This window comes from Vulgatibacter sp., assembly GCF_041687135.1.
Classification (GTDB): domain Bacteria; phylum Myxococcota; class Myxococcia; order Myxococcales; family Vulgatibacteraceae; genus JAWLCN01.
This window is the reverse complement of record NZ_JAWLCN010000004.1, coordinates 80,924-96,328: the sequence shown is the minus strand read 5'-3', so window position 1 is coordinate 96,328 and position 15,405 is coordinate 80,924. Positions and strand designations below refer to the sequence as shown.

At 70.7% G+C, this 15,405-nt stretch carries 27 protein-coding genes and 1 tRNA gene; 10 read left to right on the top strand and 18 right to left on the bottom strand.

All coding sequences use genetic code 11. The features are described from left to right. Window positions 1-18 precede the first annotated feature (18 nt). A complete protein-coding gene (locus ACESMR_RS11520) occupies window positions 19-1,071 on the top strand; it encodes a zinc-binding dehydrogenase (protein ID WP_373047224.1) in 1,053 nt (350 codons plus the stop codon). Here ACESMR_RS11520 and ACESMR_RS11515 read toward each other — a convergent pair. Beyond that, window positions 1,052-2,839, bottom strand: a complete 1,788-nt coding sequence (locus ACESMR_RS11515) for a sensor histidine kinase (RefSeq protein WP_373047223.1) — start codon at window positions 2,837-2,839, stop codon at window positions 1,052-1,054. The genes ACESMR_RS11520 and ACESMR_RS11515 overlap by 20 nt on opposite strands. Window positions 2,840-3,015: 176 nt before the next feature. Here ACESMR_RS11515 and ACESMR_RS11510 point away from each other — a divergent pair. Then, window positions 3,016-3,092: transfer RNA gene (locus ACESMR_RS11510), tRNA-Pro, on the top strand. A 25-nt stretch (window positions 3,093-3,117) separates the two neighbouring features. On the opposite strand, the gene ACESMR_RS11505 is transcribed toward ACESMR_RS11510, so the two are convergent. From ACESMR_RS11505 to ACESMR_RS11425, 17 genes are all read right to left on the bottom strand, one after another. Then, window positions 3,118-4,320, bottom strand: a complete 1,203-nt coding sequence (locus ACESMR_RS11505; RefSeq protein ID WP_373047222.1) for a tyrosine-type recombinase/integrase — start codon at window positions 4,318-4,320, stop codon at window positions 3,118-3,120. Window positions 4,321-4,325: 5 nt separating this feature from the next. Further along, entirely contained in the window at window positions 4,326-4,658 is a 333-nt protein-coding gene (locus tag ACESMR_RS11500; protein ID WP_373047221.1) for a helix-turn-helix domain-containing protein, read from the bottom strand. Then, a complete protein-coding gene (locus tag ACESMR_RS11495) occupies window positions 4,655-5,062 on the bottom strand; it encodes a hypothetical protein (protein ID WP_373047220.1) in 408 nt (135 codons plus the stop codon). The genes ACESMR_RS11500 and ACESMR_RS11495 overlap by 4 nt, the downstream gene beginning before the upstream one ends. Next, window positions 5,055-5,366, bottom strand: coding sequence for a hypothetical protein (locus tag ACESMR_RS11490; RefSeq protein ID WP_373047219.1), 312 nt, complete (start codon window positions 5,364-5,366; stop codon window positions 5,055-5,057). Before ACESMR_RS11490 ends, ACESMR_RS11495 begins: the two co-directional genes overlap by 8 nt. Continuing rightward, window positions 5,363-5,587, bottom strand: coding sequence for a hypothetical protein (locus tag ACESMR_RS11485; RefSeq protein WP_373047218.1), 225 nt, complete (start codon window positions 5,585-5,587; stop codon window positions 5,363-5,365). The genes ACESMR_RS11490 and ACESMR_RS11485 overlap by 4 nt, the downstream gene beginning before the upstream one ends. After that, the gene (locus ACESMR_RS11480; protein WP_373047217.1) at window positions 5,584-5,874 is read right to left on the bottom strand and encodes a hypothetical protein; all 291 of its coding nucleotides are present in this window, start codon (window positions 5,872-5,874) and stop codon (window positions 5,584-5,586) included. The genes ACESMR_RS11485 and ACESMR_RS11480 overlap by 4 nt, the downstream gene beginning before the upstream one ends. Continuing rightward, window positions 5,867-6,256: a hypothetical protein gene (locus ACESMR_RS11475; protein WP_373047216.1), complete on the bottom strand. Its 390-nt coding sequence runs from the start codon at window positions 6,254-6,256 to the stop codon at window positions 5,867-5,869. Before ACESMR_RS11475 ends, ACESMR_RS11480 begins: the two co-directional genes overlap by 8 nt. Further along, on the bottom strand, window positions 6,249-6,848 hold the full coding sequence (locus ACESMR_RS11470; RefSeq protein ID WP_373047215.1) for a hypothetical protein: 600 nt from the start codon (window positions 6,846-6,848) through the stop codon (window positions 6,249-6,251). Before ACESMR_RS11470 ends, ACESMR_RS11475 begins: the two co-directional genes overlap by 8 nt. Beyond that, a complete protein-coding gene (locus ACESMR_RS11465; RefSeq protein WP_373047214.1) occupies window positions 6,841-7,164 on the bottom strand; it encodes a hypothetical protein in 324 nt (107 codons plus the stop codon). The genes ACESMR_RS11470 and ACESMR_RS11465 overlap by 8 nt, the downstream gene beginning before the upstream one ends. Continuing rightward, window positions 7,142-7,351 (bottom strand): hypothetical protein, encoded by a 210-nt coding sequence (locus ACESMR_RS11460; RefSeq protein WP_373047213.1) that lies wholly within the window; start codon window positions 7,349-7,351, stop codon window positions 7,142-7,144. Before ACESMR_RS11460 ends, ACESMR_RS11465 begins: the two co-directional genes overlap by 23 nt. Window positions 7,352-7,356: 5 nt before the next feature. After that, complete coding sequence (locus tag ACESMR_RS11455) at window positions 7,357-7,617, bottom strand: hypothetical protein (protein WP_373047212.1); 261 nt, start codon at window positions 7,615-7,617, stop codon at window positions 7,357-7,359. After that, entirely contained in the window at window positions 7,614-8,288 is a 675-nt protein-coding gene (locus ACESMR_RS11450; RefSeq protein ID WP_373047211.1) for an ERF family protein, read from the bottom strand. The genes ACESMR_RS11455 and ACESMR_RS11450 overlap by 4 nt, the downstream gene beginning before the upstream one ends. Then, window positions 8,288-8,536, bottom strand: a complete 249-nt coding sequence (locus ACESMR_RS11445; protein WP_373047210.1) for a hypothetical protein — start codon at window positions 8,534-8,536, stop codon at window positions 8,288-8,290. Before ACESMR_RS11445 ends, ACESMR_RS11450 begins: the two co-directional genes overlap by 1 nt. Further along, window positions 8,533-8,826: a hypothetical protein gene (locus tag ACESMR_RS11440; RefSeq protein ID WP_373047209.1), complete on the bottom strand. Its 294-nt coding sequence runs from the start codon at window positions 8,824-8,826 to the stop codon at window positions 8,533-8,535. Before ACESMR_RS11440 ends, ACESMR_RS11445 begins: the two co-directional genes overlap by 4 nt. Next, on the bottom strand, window positions 8,826-9,254 hold the full coding sequence (locus ACESMR_RS11435) for a DUF4406 domain-containing protein (protein WP_373047208.1): 429 nt from the start codon (window positions 9,252-9,254) through the stop codon (window positions 8,826-8,828). The genes ACESMR_RS11440 and ACESMR_RS11435 overlap by 1 nt, the downstream gene beginning before the upstream one ends. Then, window positions 9,251-9,532 carry a hypothetical protein gene (locus ACESMR_RS11430; RefSeq protein WP_373047207.1) on the bottom strand — a complete coding sequence of 94 codons (282 nt, stop codon included), beginning with the start codon at window positions 9,530-9,532 and terminating at the stop codon, window positions 9,251-9,253. The genes ACESMR_RS11435 and ACESMR_RS11430 overlap by 4 nt, the downstream gene beginning before the upstream one ends. Window positions 9,533-10,028: 496 nt before the next feature. Further along, window positions 10,029-10,472 (bottom strand): helix-turn-helix domain-containing protein, encoded by a 444-nt coding sequence (locus ACESMR_RS11425; protein ID WP_373047206.1) that lies wholly within the window; start codon window positions 10,470-10,472, stop codon window positions 10,029-10,031. A gap of 30 nt (window positions 10,473-10,502) precedes the next feature. Between ACESMR_RS11425 and ACESMR_RS11420 the strand changes: the two genes are divergently transcribed. From ACESMR_RS11420 to ACESMR_RS11385, 8 genes are all read left to right on the top strand, one after another. Beyond that, a complete protein-coding gene (locus ACESMR_RS11420) occupies window positions 10,503-10,811 on the top strand; it encodes a helix-turn-helix domain-containing protein (RefSeq protein ID WP_373047205.1) in 309 nt (102 codons plus the stop codon). A 119-nt stretch (window positions 10,812-10,930) separates the two neighbouring features. Further along, window positions 10,931-11,218, top strand: coding sequence for a hypothetical protein (locus tag ACESMR_RS11415; protein WP_373047204.1), 288 nt, complete (start codon window positions 10,931-10,933; stop codon window positions 11,216-11,218). Then, window positions 11,215-11,865 (top strand): hypothetical protein, encoded by a 651-nt coding sequence (locus ACESMR_RS11410; RefSeq protein WP_373047203.1) that lies wholly within the window; start codon window positions 11,215-11,217, stop codon window positions 11,863-11,865. Before ACESMR_RS11415 ends, ACESMR_RS11410 begins: the two co-directional genes overlap by 4 nt. Further along, on the top strand, window positions 11,862-12,407 hold the full coding sequence (locus ACESMR_RS11405) for a DNA N-6-adenine-methyltransferase (RefSeq protein WP_373047202.1): 546 nt from the start codon (window positions 11,862-11,864) through the stop codon (window positions 12,405-12,407). The genes ACESMR_RS11410 and ACESMR_RS11405 overlap by 4 nt, the downstream gene beginning before the upstream one ends. Beyond that, complete coding sequence (locus ACESMR_RS11400) at window positions 12,404-13,204, top strand: Bro-N domain-containing protein (protein WP_373047201.1); 801 nt, start codon at window positions 12,404-12,406, stop codon at window positions 13,202-13,204. Before ACESMR_RS11405 ends, ACESMR_RS11400 begins: the two co-directional genes overlap by 4 nt. Before the next feature lie 72 nt (window positions 13,205-13,276). Then, on the top strand, window positions 13,277-13,528 hold the full coding sequence (locus ACESMR_RS11395) for a hypothetical protein (RefSeq protein WP_373047200.1): 252 nt from the start codon (window positions 13,277-13,279) through the stop codon (window positions 13,526-13,528). A 43-nt stretch (window positions 13,529-13,571) separates the two neighbouring features. Next, window positions 13,572-14,693 carry a hypothetical protein gene (locus ACESMR_RS11390; protein WP_373047199.1) on the top strand — a complete coding sequence of 374 codons (1,122 nt, stop codon included), beginning with the start codon at window positions 13,572-13,574 and terminating at the stop codon, window positions 14,691-14,693. Beyond that, window positions 14,690-15,397, top strand: a complete 708-nt coding sequence (locus tag ACESMR_RS11385) for a nucleoside triphosphate pyrophosphohydrolase family protein (protein ID WP_373047198.1) — start codon at window positions 14,690-14,692, stop codon at window positions 15,395-15,397. The genes ACESMR_RS11390 and ACESMR_RS11385 overlap by 4 nt, the downstream gene beginning before the upstream one ends. Window positions 15,398-15,405 lie beyond the last annotated feature (8 nt).

Sequence of the window (15,405 nt, the reverse complement as noted above, 5' to 3'; positions counted from 1 at the left end):
TTGCGATAGGAGGCGGGCATGCCCTTCGACTGCGTCGTCTCGCGTTCCGGTGGTCCCGACGTGCTGGTGGTGCGGGACCGCCCGCCTTCTCCTCTCGGCGCCGGCCAGGTGCGGGTGCGGGTGGCCTACAGCGGCGTCAACTTCGCCGATCTGGCCGCCCGCGCCGGCGTCTACGGACCTGCGCCCAAACCTCCCTTCGCTCCCGGCTTCGAGGTCTCGGGCGTCGTCGCCGAGGCCGATCCCGCCACCGGCTTCTCGCCGGGCGACCGTGTCCTCGCGGTGAGCCGCTTCGGCGGCTACACCAGCGAGCTGGTCACCGAGGCGGTGCGGGTGCGGAAGATCCCCGCCGACATGCAGCTCGACGAGGCCGCGGCGCTGCCTGCCCAATACCTCACCGCCTGGCACGCGCTCACCGAGCTCTGCCGCGTGCGCAAGGGCGAGTCGGTGCTGATCCACGCTGCTGCCGGCGGCGTGGGCACCGCCGCGGTGCAGATCTGCCGCGAGCTCGGCCTCGACTCCTACGGCACCGCCTCCACCCGCGAGAAGATCGCCTACGCCACCTCGCAGGGCCTGCGTCACGGCATCGTCGCCAGCGAGGAGGACTTCGTCTCCGCGACGAAGCGCCTCACCGGCGGGCGGGGCGTCGACGTGGTCCTCGACGCCAACGGCGGCTCGTCCTTCGCGAAGTCGTTCGATTGCCTCGCCCCCGGCGGCAAGCTCGTGGTCTTCGGCGCGGCGCAGGCGATGCCGCGCTCGCTCAAGGCGCTGGGCGATCTGCCGAAGACGGCGCTGGCGCTGGCGCAGCAGAAGAAGTGGGGCGCCTTCGAGCTGATCGAGAAGAACGCCAGCGTGATGGGGCTGCAGATCCTGCTGCTCTGGGATCAGGTGGAGCTGCTCAGCAAGGAGCTCGACTCGCTGCTCTTCCTCTGCAGCACCGGACGGATCCGGCCCGTCGTCGACAGGATCTTCCCGCTGGCGGAAGCCGCCGAGGCGCACCGCTATCTGCACGCGCGGCGCACGAAGGGCAAGGTGCTGCTCCGCTGCGATCCGCCTACCGGCGCGGAAGGCTGATCGTGAAGGTGGTGCCCTCGCCCTCTTCGGAATGGAGGTCGATGGTGCCGCCGTGCTGCTCGACGATGTTGCGGGTGATGTAGAGGCCGAGGCCCAGGCCCGCCGAGTCGGAGCTGCCCCGGGCGAAGGGGCGGAAGAGCCGGCCCCGTTCCTCGGCCGGAATCGGCGCGCCGGTATTGTGCACCGTGAGCGTTACCCCGTCGGCTTCGCTGGTGGCGCGCACCGTGACCGGGCAGTTCGGCGCGCCGTGGCGGAGCGCGTTGCCCACGAGGTTGGAGAGCGCCTGGGCGAGGCGGTCCGCGTCCCAGCAGCCCGCGAGATTTCCGTCGGTGGTGACGACGACGCGTTCGGGATGGGAAACGGAGAACTCCTCGCCGATCCCCTCGAGCACCTCGGCGAGATCGCCCGGAGCGCATTCCACCGGGATCCCGCCGCCGTACTCGGCGCGGGTGTAGTCGAGGAGGGCGGCAATCATCCGCTCCATGCGTTCGGCGCTGCGCTGGATCCGCGCGAGCACCGGGCGGGCCCGCTCCGGCAGCTCCTCGAGGCTCGCGACCCGGTGAACGCCGAGAAGGATGGTGGAGAGCGGGTTGCGCAGATCGTGGCCGACCACGCCGATGATCCGCTCCTGCAGCTCCTCCACTTCCTTGCGCCGGGTCACGTCCCGGAAGAAGGCGACCATGCCGCCCTCGCGCGTCGGGTAGGCGGTGACGCCGGTCCAGATCCCCGTCGGCGCGTAGTACTCGTCGAACGCCACCTCTGCGCCCTCCTCGAGGACCCGGTGGTACTCGGTCCAGTAGCGGCTGCCGGGCTTCGCCTCGTTGGCGTAGGCTTCCCACAGAATCTGGCCCAGGCTCTCCTCGCGGGGGCGCTGGGCGAGGCGCTCCTGCGTGGCGTTCACGTAGACGATCCTGGCGTCGGCGTCGGTGATGAAGACCGCATCGCCGCGCTCCAGCGCCTCCAGCGTCCGCGCCCGCTCGCGATCCTTCTCGAGCCGCTCGGTGATGTCGCGGAAGTAGATCGAGAGGCCGCGGGGACCGGGAAACGAGCGCACCTCGAAAAAGCGGTCCCAGGGCTCGAAGCGGGTGGTGATCTCGAAGGGCTGCTGCGACTCCATCGCGGCGCGGTAGCGCCTGCCGATCTCGGTGTCCGCCGATCCGGGGATCGCCTCCCAGAGGAGCCGGCCGCGCGCTTCCTCGTGCCGGAGCCCGAGCATCCGCTCGCCTGCGGGGTTGATGAAGATGAAGCGGAAATCGCTATCGAGGCGGAAGTAGCCGTCGGTCATCGCGGCGAGCGCCTCCTCGTATTGGAGGCGGGCGTCCTCGGCCTCCTCGCGCAACTGGCGCATCCGCTCGTCGCGGCGCTCGCTGAAGACCAGCGCCGAGAGGACCTGGGTCTGGTCGAGGGCCTGGTGGAGGAGCTCCCTCTCCTCGAGCGGGAGCTCGCCGCCTGCGGCGAGGACCTCGTCGACGAGGATCGTCCGGAACCAGCTCGTCTCGAGGAGGAGCTCGGCGAGCTCGTAGCCGATGGCGTGGCGGTTCTCGGCGTGGGCGCGGGCCGGCTCCTCGAGGCGCCTGAAGTCCGACTGTCCGCTCTCGAGTACCGTGACCACCGCGTCGAGCACCTTCGGCTGGTGGTCGATCAGAGCCGCGTCCGGCAACCGGGCCCAGCGCGTGGTGCGAAGCCGGGCCAGCCAGCGCGCGAGGATGCGTTCGCGCCGCGCTCGGACCAGGAGCGCCACCTCGCTCTGTCGCTGGCCCACTTCCATCCGCTTCCTCCGGGGTGTGGATGGAGATAGGCCCTGGGGCGGGCAGGTGCCACCGGGGAATGCGACGAGGCCGCCGAACGTCGTTGACAGGGCGACGACCCATCAGCTAGATCGTCGCCCGTTCTTGCCGTCCCCGAGCGGTTTCGACCGCAGCGGCAGGAGTCCGGTAGTGATGCCGGGGAGTGGCTCAGCCTGGTAGAGCACCTCGTTCGGGACGAGGGGGTCGCAGGTTCGAATCCTGTCTCCCCGACCAAGGAAGGCCCCGTAAGTCGAAAGATTTACGGGGTTTTTTCTTTGGCCCGCAGCGGGGTAACGACGGGGTAACGAGCCGCATCGCTGATTTGCAGGGAAACCTTGGCGATCGCCTCGCAGAGGGTGCGCCACCGCAGGGTGGTGTAGCTCGCCACGATGTCGGCGCTCGCGGGCGTGTGGGTGATCCAGCGAAGCACCTCGGGGCTGGCGCCGTCGTCCTGGGCGAGCGAGATCATGGTCCGCCGCAGGTCGTGCAGGCGGCGCTGCCGCAGGCCCAGCCGCGCGAGGTCATCGTGCAGCCGGCGGAGGGCGCGCACCCCGGACCGAAGGCGCACCTCGTCCTCCTCGCCGAGCTCGCGCGAGGGCACGATCCAGTCGTCGGCCTCCGGCTGCCGCCCCACCATTTCCTGCCAGCCGTGCAGCTTCCAGCCGGCGAGCACCGCGGCCAGGGTGGGGTGCACCGGGACGTGGCGCACGGCCCCGGTCTTCGTCTTGCCCACGGTCCCCCGGTGGCGCGAGTGCGCCGCCGAGATCGTGAGCCTGCCGAGCGGCTCCGAGCTGGGGTCGTAGGACCGCCAGCGCAGCGCCGCCACCTCCCCCCACCGCAGGCCTGCGGCGCCGGCCAGCGCGTAGATCACGCGCCGATCCATCGGCACCTCGGGGGAGGAGATGAGCAGCTCGAGCTCCGCCCGGGTGAACACGGCGCCTCCGCGCCACTCCGGATCCTTGTCCGCGACGCTGGGTAGATCGCCGCGCCCCAGGTCGCAGGGGTTCCGCTCGATCAGATCCTCCCGGGTGGCGTCCGCCATCAGCTGGCGGAGGGTCCCGTAGATGTGCCGCACCGACCGCGGGGCGAGCTTGCCGCCCATGGCGCTGGGGCGGGTGGACATCAACTCCACGAACCGGCGGACGTGCCGCGTCTTCAGCTCATCGAGGCGCATGGCGCCCAGCTCCGGCAGGATGTAGAGCCGCAGCCGCTGCTCGTCGGCCTTCGCCATCGAGAGGCCGCGCGCCTTCCGGCGCTCGATCCACTTCGGCGCCCAGCCCGCGATCGTCGCCTCGTCGAGCCCCAGCTCGGTCTGCGAGGCGATCGCGTCCTCCACCTGGCGCAGCATCCGCTCGGCGGCCTGCTCCTCGCCGAGCGGCAGGCCGGTGGCGTCGCTGCGCCACCTGCCCTTCGCGTCCTTGTAGCGGATGTAGAGACGGCCCTTCTTGCGGTAGACGCCCATGGCGATCACCCCCTCGCGCGGCGGATGATCTCCACGGTGCGATCGCGCAGGTCAACCGGCTGGGGCCCGCTCGGCCGCTCGGAGAGCACCCGATCCAGGTCGTCCCGGCTCACGCGGTAGTGCCGCCCGGCCTTCCGGCGAGGGAGGCGACCGCTGGCGATCCAGTCGCGGATCGTCTCGGCGCTGACGCTGGCGTACTTGGCCGCCGCGGGGACGGAGAGGTAGCCGTCGCGAGAGGGCGGGGCGGCAGCCGGCGCAGCCTGGGCCGCGCGCAGCTCCTCCCGGATGATCTCCCGCAGCTCGTCGGCGGTGATGGTGATCACCCGGACTGCGCTCATCCCTCGCCTCCTCTCGGGCTGCGCCGCCGCAGCCCCACCGCTTCGTCGATCACCTGCATGGCCTCGTCGACCGAGCGGACGATCGCGTAGATGCCGCCCTGCTCGAGCACCTTCTCCTCGAACTCGCGCTGGCTCTTGCTCTGGACCCCGCCGTCCGGCCGCTTCGCCTCGAGCGCGATGAACCGGCCGCCCCGGGTGACGCCCAGGAAGTCGGCCGATCCCTTGTGGCCGTACCGGATGAAGCGGTTGCCCTTCGTCGGCTTGTAGGCCCCGGTGTTGTTCCGCCAGGCGTAGATGTCGGTCCGCCGGCGGAGCATCCGCTCGATCGCTCGCACCACCGGGCCCTCGGTGGGCGCCGGCGGCGCGGGCCGCTTCCGCAGCGGGCGCCGCGTCGGCTCACGCATCGCAGCGGCCTCCACCCGTCTCGGCCTTGATCTGCTCGTACTGCGCGAGGATCGAGGGGCGTCCTTCGGCGAGCACCGTCGCCTCCCACGCTCCGGTGCCGGCGAGCACCAGCCCCAGCGCGAGCTGGGAAGCGCCCGGGCGCCCATCGGTGATCGCGCGATCGAGCATGGCGAGGATGTCCTTCCGCTCCGGCGCTTCTTCGACCGACTCCAGCGAGGCCAGCAGGTTCCGGAGGGCGGCGCAGGCGATCACGTTCGCCTGGTGCGTAGAGAGGTCCAGGTACTTCGGTTTGCGCTTCTTCATGGTCGCACCTCGCCCATCCCCAGCTCGGCACGCCAGGCGGCGAGCGCCTCGCAGTGCGAGCAGGGGCAGTCGGGCCACGTGGGGGCGCAGTCGATGCGCCGCCGGTACAGGGTCGTGGTGCCTCGTGGGTCGGAGTAGCCGACCAGGACGATGCGGCCCTGATCGTCGGCCTCACGAAAGACCGTTTCGGTGAAGTTGCAGGCGTAGGAGCAGCCGCTCACGACTCGGCGTCCTCGAGCTCGCGGCGCAGCTGCGCGATGAGCGCCTCGGCGCGCACCAGGCCCTGCCGCAGGATGTAGAGCTGGCGCTCGTAGGCCTCCGGCACCGTCGGCGCCGGCTCGCCGGCCATCTTGCGGACGGCTTCCGCCGCCTCGCTATGGAACCGCTGCCGCCGCTCGGCGTCGTAGTCGTAGCCGCCGACGCGCGGGCGATCCCGCAGCACGGCGGCCTCGATCGCGAGCGCCTCGTGCCACAGCGCGATCCGCTCGTAGGGCGACAGCTCACCCATGGGCCACCGCCTTCCCGGCATTGGCCTTCCGCTGCTTCTTCGGCTTCGGCTTCGGCGGGGCGGCTGCGAGCGCCGAGTCGCAATGGAGGCAGTGTCCGAACGGCTGCTTCCCTCCGCGGTTGATCCGGCGCCCCTCCCAGCCGCAGCCGCCGCACTCCACGCGGACGCTCTTCGTGCCGTGGCCCGGCAGAACGACGCGGTTCGAGCCGCGGCAGACGAAGCCGCGAACGCCCTTCGGCGGCGCATGCGGGGAGACGCTCCAGCGCGGCACCAAGCCGTAGCCCTCCCGGTCGGCCGACTTCACCGGCGCCGCCCAGACCTCGCGGCGGCAGTGCGGGCAGGGGACCTTCGAGGACTCGCGGATCTCGATGACTTCAGCCATCGCCCACCTCCTCGCCCTTCTCGTCGGGGGCCAGCACGATGGCGACGGAGCGGTCTTCCTCGAACCCCTGCACGCGCTGCGCCTTGCACCACTCGTTGAGGAAGTCCTGCAGGCGCCTGCGCTCGGAGCGCGGGATGTCCAAGCCGGCGTCCTCGTACCAGCCATCGAGCGCGTTCTCGATGATGTCGTCGGCGTCGAGGGTGAAGACCATCGGCCTGGTTGCCCAGACGTAGGGAGGAGGCTCGATGCCGTCGGCGTCGCACTCGTCGCGCACGTCGCCGACCTCGTAGAAATAGCCGTCGCCGCAGTTGCCGGCGATGCCCTCGCAGAAGACGGGACCAGACCACTCGCCCTCGGGGACCTTCTTCGCCTTCGCGAAGGCGGCCGCCTCCCGCTCTTCTTCACCCTTGCGACGGCACGATTTGCAGACCGTCCAGCCCGCCGCACGCTCCTCGCCGCACTCACAGAGCTTCGGCACGCAGCACTGCCTGGCCATTTCCTCGCCATGCGCCACGACCTTGCAGGCCGGGCAGGCGACAGCAACCACCTGATCCGTGCCGCGGATGGTGAGCTCGAGGATCGGTTCAGCCATCTCGACCCTCCTTTGCGACCGCGGCGTCGAAGGTAGCGAGCGACTCGAGGGCCCTACGGAAGCTCGCTGCGCCCTCGGCCTCCTCGTCCGAGCCGCTCTCATCCGCCCAGGCTTCAGCCATGCCCGCGACGTCGTGGGCAGTCGCGGCTTCGATCACCCGCTCCAGAAGGGCCAAGCGCAGGCGCATGACCGCCGCGGCCCCCTCGGCGCGGAGTGCCGCCTCAACAAGGTCCGTCGGATCCGGCTCGTCGCCCTGGATCCGCGACAGCTCGGACAGAAGTCCCTTCGCCCGCTCACGGGCCGGCATCGTTCCCATTCTCGAATCTCCCCCAGCGCTGCCAGTGCTGCTCGAGCAACCGGCGCAGCTGGAATTTCAGGTCTCGAAGAGCCCGGAGGTGGTCAGGGCTGCGAGAGGCGAAGAACCGCTCCTCGGCCTTCAGCAGCTGCCCGCTCACCCGCGCGATCCTGCGCAGGGTGGTGATCTCCAGGCGGTCACCGTTCATCACCGCTACGCCGCGCCCTTCTCCTGCTCGTCGTCGGCACCGGGCCGCCGGAGGAGCGCCTCCACCAGCGTCGACGTGCGATCGAGCTCCGCCTCCACCAGCTCGCCGCCGGCGGCGGCGCGGGGGAGCACGTCGCCGAAGTCCCGCTCGATCCGCTCGTCGGCGAGGGTCCGCCGCAAGTGCGCGACCGTCTGCCGGTGCCGCAGCAGCTCGAGCTGCAGGGCGTCGATCTCCGGCGCCTCCTGGATTGGGATGCGGGGCCTCACGCCGCGAAGGCCCTCTCGTCCAGCTTCTTCAGGCGCGAGGCGAGCTGCGGCCGCACGTGCTGGCGCACCGGGTGGCGCTCGTCCGGGTACTGGACCTTGAGCGCCTCGAGGTAGTCGCGGAGCGTGGGCGAATCCTCGATCTCCTCGATCCGCGCGATGATCTGCGCCACCTCGGAGACCTGCTCGACGGAGAGCTCGGGCAGCGCGGCGGGCTGCTGGCGCTGCTGCTCCTGCCGTGGCCGCTCCTGCTGCTGGCGGGGCTGCTGCTGCGCCTGCTGGCGCCGCTTGCCGGAGGCGAGATTGCCGTCGTCGTCCAGCCCGATCGCGAGACCGCACGCCCGGGCGAGGCAGACGCGGTGCGCCTGCGTGGCCGCCGACTCGAAGCGGTGCGACCCCTGCTTCGGATCGGAGCAGATGGGGTTGGAGTACTCGAGGACTTCGTTGCCCCGGCGAAACTCGGTGATCGACCAGTAGGCGCCGTGCTCGAAGCGCACCTTCTGGCCGTAGTGGATCCCGTACTTGGCAAGCGCCGGACTCACCGCGTCATGCACGGCCGCCTGGTCGGCGTAGCTCGATCCGAACTCGGGGTTCACTGCGTTGCGCTTTGCCGGGGGCATCTCGGAGCGTGCTGCTGCGAGCGCGTCGGCGAGCTTGAGTCGCTTGGATTCCATCAGTGCCTCCTCGAGCGCTCGTCGCGCGGGGTGGGGGCGGTGCCGGGGATGAGCCGCAGGTTCGGCACGCGCATGTGGTGGTGGGGGTCGGAAGCCAGGGGGAACCAGCGCCAGAGGCCGCTGCTGCACTTGCGGCAGAGACGTTCGTGGTAGAGGCGGCGCGCGCCTTCCCGGAGCCGACGGAAGAGGCGGGGCCCGCGGCGCGGGGCGGCGAGCTCGTGGACGTAGGCGGGGCGGTGGCGGATCACGCGGCACCCCCGTCGATGCGGCGGAGCACCTTCTCCGCGCGGCAGGAGGCGCAGACGTAGCGCTTCTCGTCGTTGCACCTGCACCCCTCCCGCTGCAGCCGCAGGTGGTCGCGGAGCGCCTCGGCCAGCTCGGGGGCGGCGGCGAGGAGCTCGGCCGCCTCGCGGTCGCCCGGCAGGTGGTTCTCGTCGCCGGTGAGGCAGACGAGATCATAGTCGGCGGCGTACACCGCGAAGCCGAACGGGTCTTCCTCGACACGCCAGGGGCGCGGGTAGCTCGTGGGAGCGGCCATCACGCAGCCTCCTTCCGCTCGCTCGAGCGGCGACGCTCCCGCAGTAGGCGGAGCTGGGCGAGGTCCACGCACTCGACGTACTCGAGGATCCGCTTCGCCTGGTCCGCGGTGGCGGTGGGCCAGAAGATCGGCAGGCGCAGCTGCTCCGCTTCCTCGAGCTCGCCGCGGGTGCCGGTCGACAGCTCCCAGCCCGGGAGCAGGGCGAGCGCATCGCAGCGGCGCAGCAGCTCCTTCGTGCCCTCGAGGAAGAATGCGTCGTCGAGGCAGCCGTCGAAATGGCGGTACATCGTGTGAGGGATGACCGGGACGATCCGGCCGGCGCCGTGGCGGGCGAGCTCGAGGCCCCGCTCCTCCGCGGTGCGGATGTTGCGCTCCACGTCCCAGCGGGTGGGCGCGCGGTATGGGCCGGCGACGTACACGAGGATCACGCCGCACCCCGCGCTTTCCGGCCGATGCGAAGAGCCTGCTTGCCGAGCTCGGTGGCGATGCAGCCGAAGTAGGGCTGCCGCATGTGCCCCGGCGGCTTCTCCATCGCGTCGACGATCTTGACCAGGCCGCGCTGCTCGAGCTGCCGGCAGAGCCGTGCGTCGGGCCGGCCCCAGACGTCGGCGCCGTTCCGGACGTCCTTCAGCAGCTGCAGCTCGGCCTCGGAGAGCTCCGCTTCGGGGACGGCCGCCGCCACCGCAACCGGCAGCAGACCAGCCACCGCCCGATAGGCGGTCTCCTCGCAGTTGCGGCTGCAGCAACCGCTGTGCGCGGCGCTGCCTGCCTCTCGCTCGCAGACCGGGCAGTCTCCCGGGCCGCGGGCGCACCTCTCCTGCTGCGCGTCAGCGACGCGCGACGATACATGCGACATGGGTTCCCCTCTCGCTGAACTAGCGTGCGGCCTGTTGCTAGGTCGTACGCTTCGAATCGCTGGCGAGAGTACGGAACTCCGTACGATGTGTCAACTCGAGCCGTGACGAAACTTCGTACACTGCCCGGACGCGCTCGGCGGCCGCAGCGTTCGCTGCCTCACTGCCGAGGTCTGGAACCACCACCAAGCCATTGGGCAGGAGCCAGCCGCTCGATCCCCCCAACGAACCCACCACGACGAAACCCCTACCCACAGCGGGTGCATGCGCTCGATCACTCATCGTGCGGGGGTTATACCTGAACGGACTGACAGTGGCGTAGGCGGAGGGCGCAAGTCCCCGAGATGCTTAGATCAGCCCCGCTCGGCGCGCCTTGATCAGGTGGTGCAGCGCTTCCGGGTTGGGCGGCACGTCCAGCCAGAAGACGGACGAGAGCGAGCGCAGCCAGGCGAGATCCTCTGGCTGGGGCCGGGGCTGCAGGTAATCCGCCCACTTAGACGCCAAGAACTCGGAGAGCGCGCTCTCGAGGGGCGTCGTCCCATGGGGCGGCAGCTCGGCGCCGGGCTCCTTCAGCAGCGCATCCGTCGGCCGCCCGAGGGCCTGGGCGAGCTTGCGCGTGGTTTCGACGGAGGCCTCGGGCGAAGCGCCGGAGAGGATGCTCGTGATGGTCGAACGCGGCACCCCGGAGAGGCGGGAAAGCCACGTCGGCTTCTTCCCGAGCTCCTCGAGGATGCGAGCGAGATTTCGCCCTACGACACCAGGTGTCGGCTTTTCATCGCCTGCTTTGGCCACGACGGGACCATATGCAGCTTCCGCTCCCGTGTGGCGTACGGCATTCCGTGCGCACCCTGCTTGACGAGAGAGTACGGACTTTCGTACTTTGCGCCGGTGAGAAAGCGAACCACTGCAAGCAGTCTCGGCGAGCGGATCCTCTCGCTCCGCACCGATCTCGGGCTCTCCGTCCGGGATGTCGCGAAGCGCGGCGGGGTCTCTCACAGCATCGTCCACGGGCTTGAGCGTGGATGGCAACAGAGCACCTCTGTCGAGCGTCTGAATCGGATCGCGAAGGGACTCGGCGTCACGTTGGCGGTCCTCATTGGCGTGGAAGAGGGCGACCGAATCGCTTCGTAAGCCGCCCAGGCGAACGGGCTCCATGCCCAGAAAAACGCGGCAGGGCGCAATCAGCCTTCAGGCACCAGCCCGGCCCTGTCCGCCACCAATCACAAGCCCGCTTTCACGGGAGGGGAACCGTGCAGGGAGAAGTACGTTCGCAGTCCGACGCGCAGGTCACCGAGCGCCAGCTCGAGGTGCTCCGCGTCGTCGACGATCTGCACCGGGCCGAGGGCCTGCCGCCGGCGGTGCGGCAGCTCGGCGCCGTGCTGGGAATCGCCTCGACAAACGGGGTGATGGACCACCTTCGGGCCCTGCAGAAGAAGGGCCTCCTCGAGCGCCGGCCGAAGGTCTCGCGCGGCCTCTTCGTCACCGCCGCGGGGCGGCAGCTCCTCGACGCGGCGACCGCGGAAGCCGGCCTGCCGTGAGCACTCTCACCGACCGGATCTTCGGCCTTCTGCCGGCGGACGGACGCCCTTCGCCGTCCGAGCTGGACCGTCCAATACCGATCGATTTCGTGGCCCAGCACCGGGCGCTGAACTGCCTCTTCTACGCCGACTGCCTGGACCGCGCCTGCAACGAGGGATGGCAGTCCTGGAGCTGCAGCGGCTGCACGATCGGCGGCCTCCCGCCGGCGAAGCTACCCGAGGCACCCGAGGATGAAGCCGCCCCGCCGCGAAGCGCCCGCGTGCTCGAGGTGCTGCACGGTGCGCCGCGGAAGTGGACCCCCGAGCAGCTCGCCGACGAGCTGGGTCTGGACGATCCCGGCGCCATCTCGAACGACCTCGGCAAGCTGGTGCAGCGCGGGGCGGCGATGCGCGTGGGGCAAGGCGAGTTTGGGCGCCCGGGCCTCGAGCCGGCGCCCGCCCCGCCGCGGGCGCCGAGCCTCTGGGCGCGCGCCCTCGAGGTGATCGCCGCCGGCGACCGGGTGTGGACCGCGCCCGAGCTGGCCGGGCGCCTCGAGGAGGACAACACCGGCCGCGTGGCCAACGCGCTCCGCGACCTCGCCCACGAAGGGAAGATCCGCCGCGTCGCCCGCGGCTTCTACGCAAGGCAGAAGGGAGAGACCCGATGAACGCAGCGGAGGGGAACGCCGCGGTCGACGTGACCGCAGCAGCAGAGCCGCGCGAGCGGACGAACAACGACCTGACGACGCCCATCGACTTCCTCGAGCCGCTCGCCGAGCTCGGGAAGGTCTACCTCGATCCCTGCAGCAACGAGTGGTCGATCGTCGGCGCCGAGGTGGAGCTCGACGGCAGCTCGCCGGAGAGGGACGGCCTCTTCGCCGACTGGAAGGCGATCGCCGCGGGGCGGCTGGTCTTCGTGAACCCGCCCTACGGCCGCGGCCACCTGCGCCCGTGGGCCCGCAAGATCGTGCAGGCCGCCGCCGCGGGCTGCGAGATCGTGGTCCTGATCCCGGTTTCGCCGTCGACGCTCTGGTGGCAGACGCTCCGCCAGAAGGCCGACGCGATGGTCTTCCTCCACCAGCGCCTTTCGTTCGGCGGCGGCAAGCACGGCACCGGGCAGTTTGACTCGGCCGCCTTCTACTTCGGCCGCCGGCCCTACCTCTTCGCCCACGCCTTTCAGCAGCGTGGAGACGTGGTGGTGTTTCGATGAGCCTCCCCGCCAAGATCGAGTCCGCCTTCGAGGGGCAGACCCTCGTGACCTTCACGGTCAACGGCCGGCCCTGCTGGATCGCCCGGGACGTCGGCGCGCTCCTCGGCTACGCCGACGACGGCCGCCGCCTCCCGAGCAAGATCGCCGGCGACTGGAGCGAGGAGCTGATCGAGGGGCAGGACTTCGCGATCCTCACCGGCTCGGAGCTCGAGGCCTTCAAGCAGGCGGCACTCGACACCGAATCGGTGCCGAGTCGCGCGCCCTCGCTCCTGCTGCTCTTCGAGACCGGCCTGCACCTGGTCTGCTTGAAGACCCGTAGCGAGGTGGGGCGGAAGCTGCGCCGCTTCCTCGCCGACGAGGTGCTGCCGCAGCTGGTGCGGACGGGCGAGTACAGCCCCGAGGTGAGCCTCGCCGACGAGGAGCGCCGGACGAAGCGCGCCGACCTGCTCTTCGCCATCGTCGGCAAGCTCGAGCAGCACGGCAACCTCTCCCCCGCCAGCAAGGCCGAGCTCTACGCCCGCTGCTACCGGGAGGCGACCGGAGAGGACGCCCCGGCGCTCCTGCCCGTCGTCGACTCCCACCCGCACACCTGCACCAGCGTCGGCGCCGCCCTGGGGATCTCGCACATCAAGGTGGGGAAGATCGCCCGAGAGATCGGGATCTGGAACCGCGCGCCCTACTGCGAGGTGCGCCTCTCGAAGAGCCGGCACAGCGACCGCCAGGTGGAGCAGACCTTCTTCAGCGAGGACGGCAAGCGGCTGATCGAGGCAGCGCGCCGGGGCAGGGGGGCGGCATGAGTTGGGCAGCGAACGGCCGCGCCGTCGGGGTGTGCTACATCAAGGGCCCCGCCAACCACCCGGAGGTGAGCCATGCAGAAGCAGCACGAAGGGAAGCCCTCGATCGGCGCGAAGGCCGCCCGGTCGTTCATCGACTTTTGGGACCACGAGCAGAAGCTGACGGCGAGAAACCCGAGCGAGGAGATGGCGCCGTCGATCTGCGACTTCGCCGCCCACCTCGGCATCACGGTCGAGGAAGGCCTCGAGGCTTGCCGCGAGGCGGAATCGTTCGGGCTCATCCTGATCTCGGAGCCCGGCTTCCTGTCGCTGCCCGCGTCGAAGTAGGTCCCGCGACGGCCGGCGGGCCCTCCCTCGGGAGGGCTACGCCATGAAGTGGTACAAGCAGGACGGCAACAGCGACTCGAACCCGAAGATCCAGCGCGCCGGCTTCTGGGGCGCCCGGGTCTACGAGTGCCTCTGCCGCATCAGCGCCGACTTCGAACTCGACGGGACGGTCCCCGCCCACTACGTCGATCCGACCTACCTAGCCCGCCGGATGATGGCCACCGACGTCCTGCCGCTCGAGCAGGCGGAGGCGGCGATCTCCAAGGCCCTGGCGAAGCTCGCCGACCCCGAGCCGAAGTGGCAGCTGATCGCCATCGACGAGCAGGGCGACGTCACGATCATCGGCTGGCGCAGGGCGGAAGAGCCGCAGTCGTCGACTGAGCGGAGCCGGAACCACCGCAAGGTGAAGGAGCTCGAGGCCCAGCTCGCCGAGCTGCGTGCGCTCCTCCCCGCCGACGCGCCGCCCGAACCTCCCCCGGAACCAGCGAAGGACGCTCGCAACGGCGATGCAACGCCGCGCAACGTTCGCAACGGTGCAACGGGAGAGGAGAGGAGAGGAGATCAGACCAGAGAAGAAGATCCTCCCCCTTCCCCCTCCGGTGCCGCGGAGGGGCTGCCGGCCGGCCTGACGGCGACGCAGCTCGCGGAGCGCTGGAACGCCGAGGTGGCGGACGCGGACTCGGAGAAGGGCAAGGTCCGGATCCCGCTCTCCAAGGGCATCGCGAAGCGCACGAAGGAGCGCCTCGCGAGCCGCCCAGCCTGGGAGGATTGGGCCCCGGTCTTCGAGAGGGCCCGCCAACTTCGACGCGAGGCGGGCTGCACCTGGCTCGATTTCCCCTGGCTGATCGAGAACGACCTGAAGGCGCAGCACGTGCTCTCCGGCCGCTACGACTTCAAGCTCGAGCAGGCCCGGGGGGCGGCACCGATCCCCTTCCGCGCTCGAGCGCCGGTGGGCGGCCTGCCGCGCCTCGAGCGGCCCGAGCGACCGCCGCTGAAGCCCGGCGATCGGGACATCGTGATGTGCCGCGGCTGCGCGTCCCACTTCCCGGCGACCTTCGACGGGCAGAGTTGGACCCTGGAACCCCACGACTCGATGGGCCTGCCGTGCGAAGCGGCGCCGGCCCCGGGATGGTGCGCCGACGAAGGCGCGAGGAGCTTCGCGTGAACTGGACCGAGTATCAGAACGCCGCCGAACGGACCGTGCCCTCGTCGCAGGGGCGATCCTCGCGTTTGAGCAACTTCGCCCTGGGCCTCTGCGGTGAGGCAGGCGAAGCCGGCGAGCTCGTGAAGAAGCACCTCTTCCACGGCGCCGAGCTCGACGTCGAGCGGCTGCGGAAGGAGCTGGGCGACGTGCTCTGGTACGTGGCGACCCTCGCCACCACCGCGGGGCTGCAGCTCGAGGACGTGGCCGCCGGCAACATCGAGAAGCTCCGGGCCCGCTACCCCGACGGCTTCACCGCCGCGGCCAGCGCCGCCCGGATGGACGAGGCTGCGCCGCAGCCGGCACCGAAGGCGACCGACGAGCGCCCGACCTGGGACCTGGTGATCGAGGCCGCGCGCCGGCTCTACCTGCTGAACGGTGCGCCCGAGCTGCGAAGCGCCGCCGGCGAGAAGGTGATCGAGCGCATGCGCGCCCGAGATCGCGCGGGCCGCGAGAAGTACGGGACGCCGCACCAGGCGGGCAACGGACGGGACCACCACCGCGATCTCCTCGAGGAGGTGCTCGACGGGGCCTGCTACGCAACCGCCGCCGCGGTGATCGACGACGAGGCCCTCCGCTCGCTCTACAGCTACGTGCAGCAGCAGCTCCTCCACTGCGCGCTCCTTCTCGAGGCGGGCGGGTCGTGGCGCGATGTGCGGCGGGGCTGATCGACAAC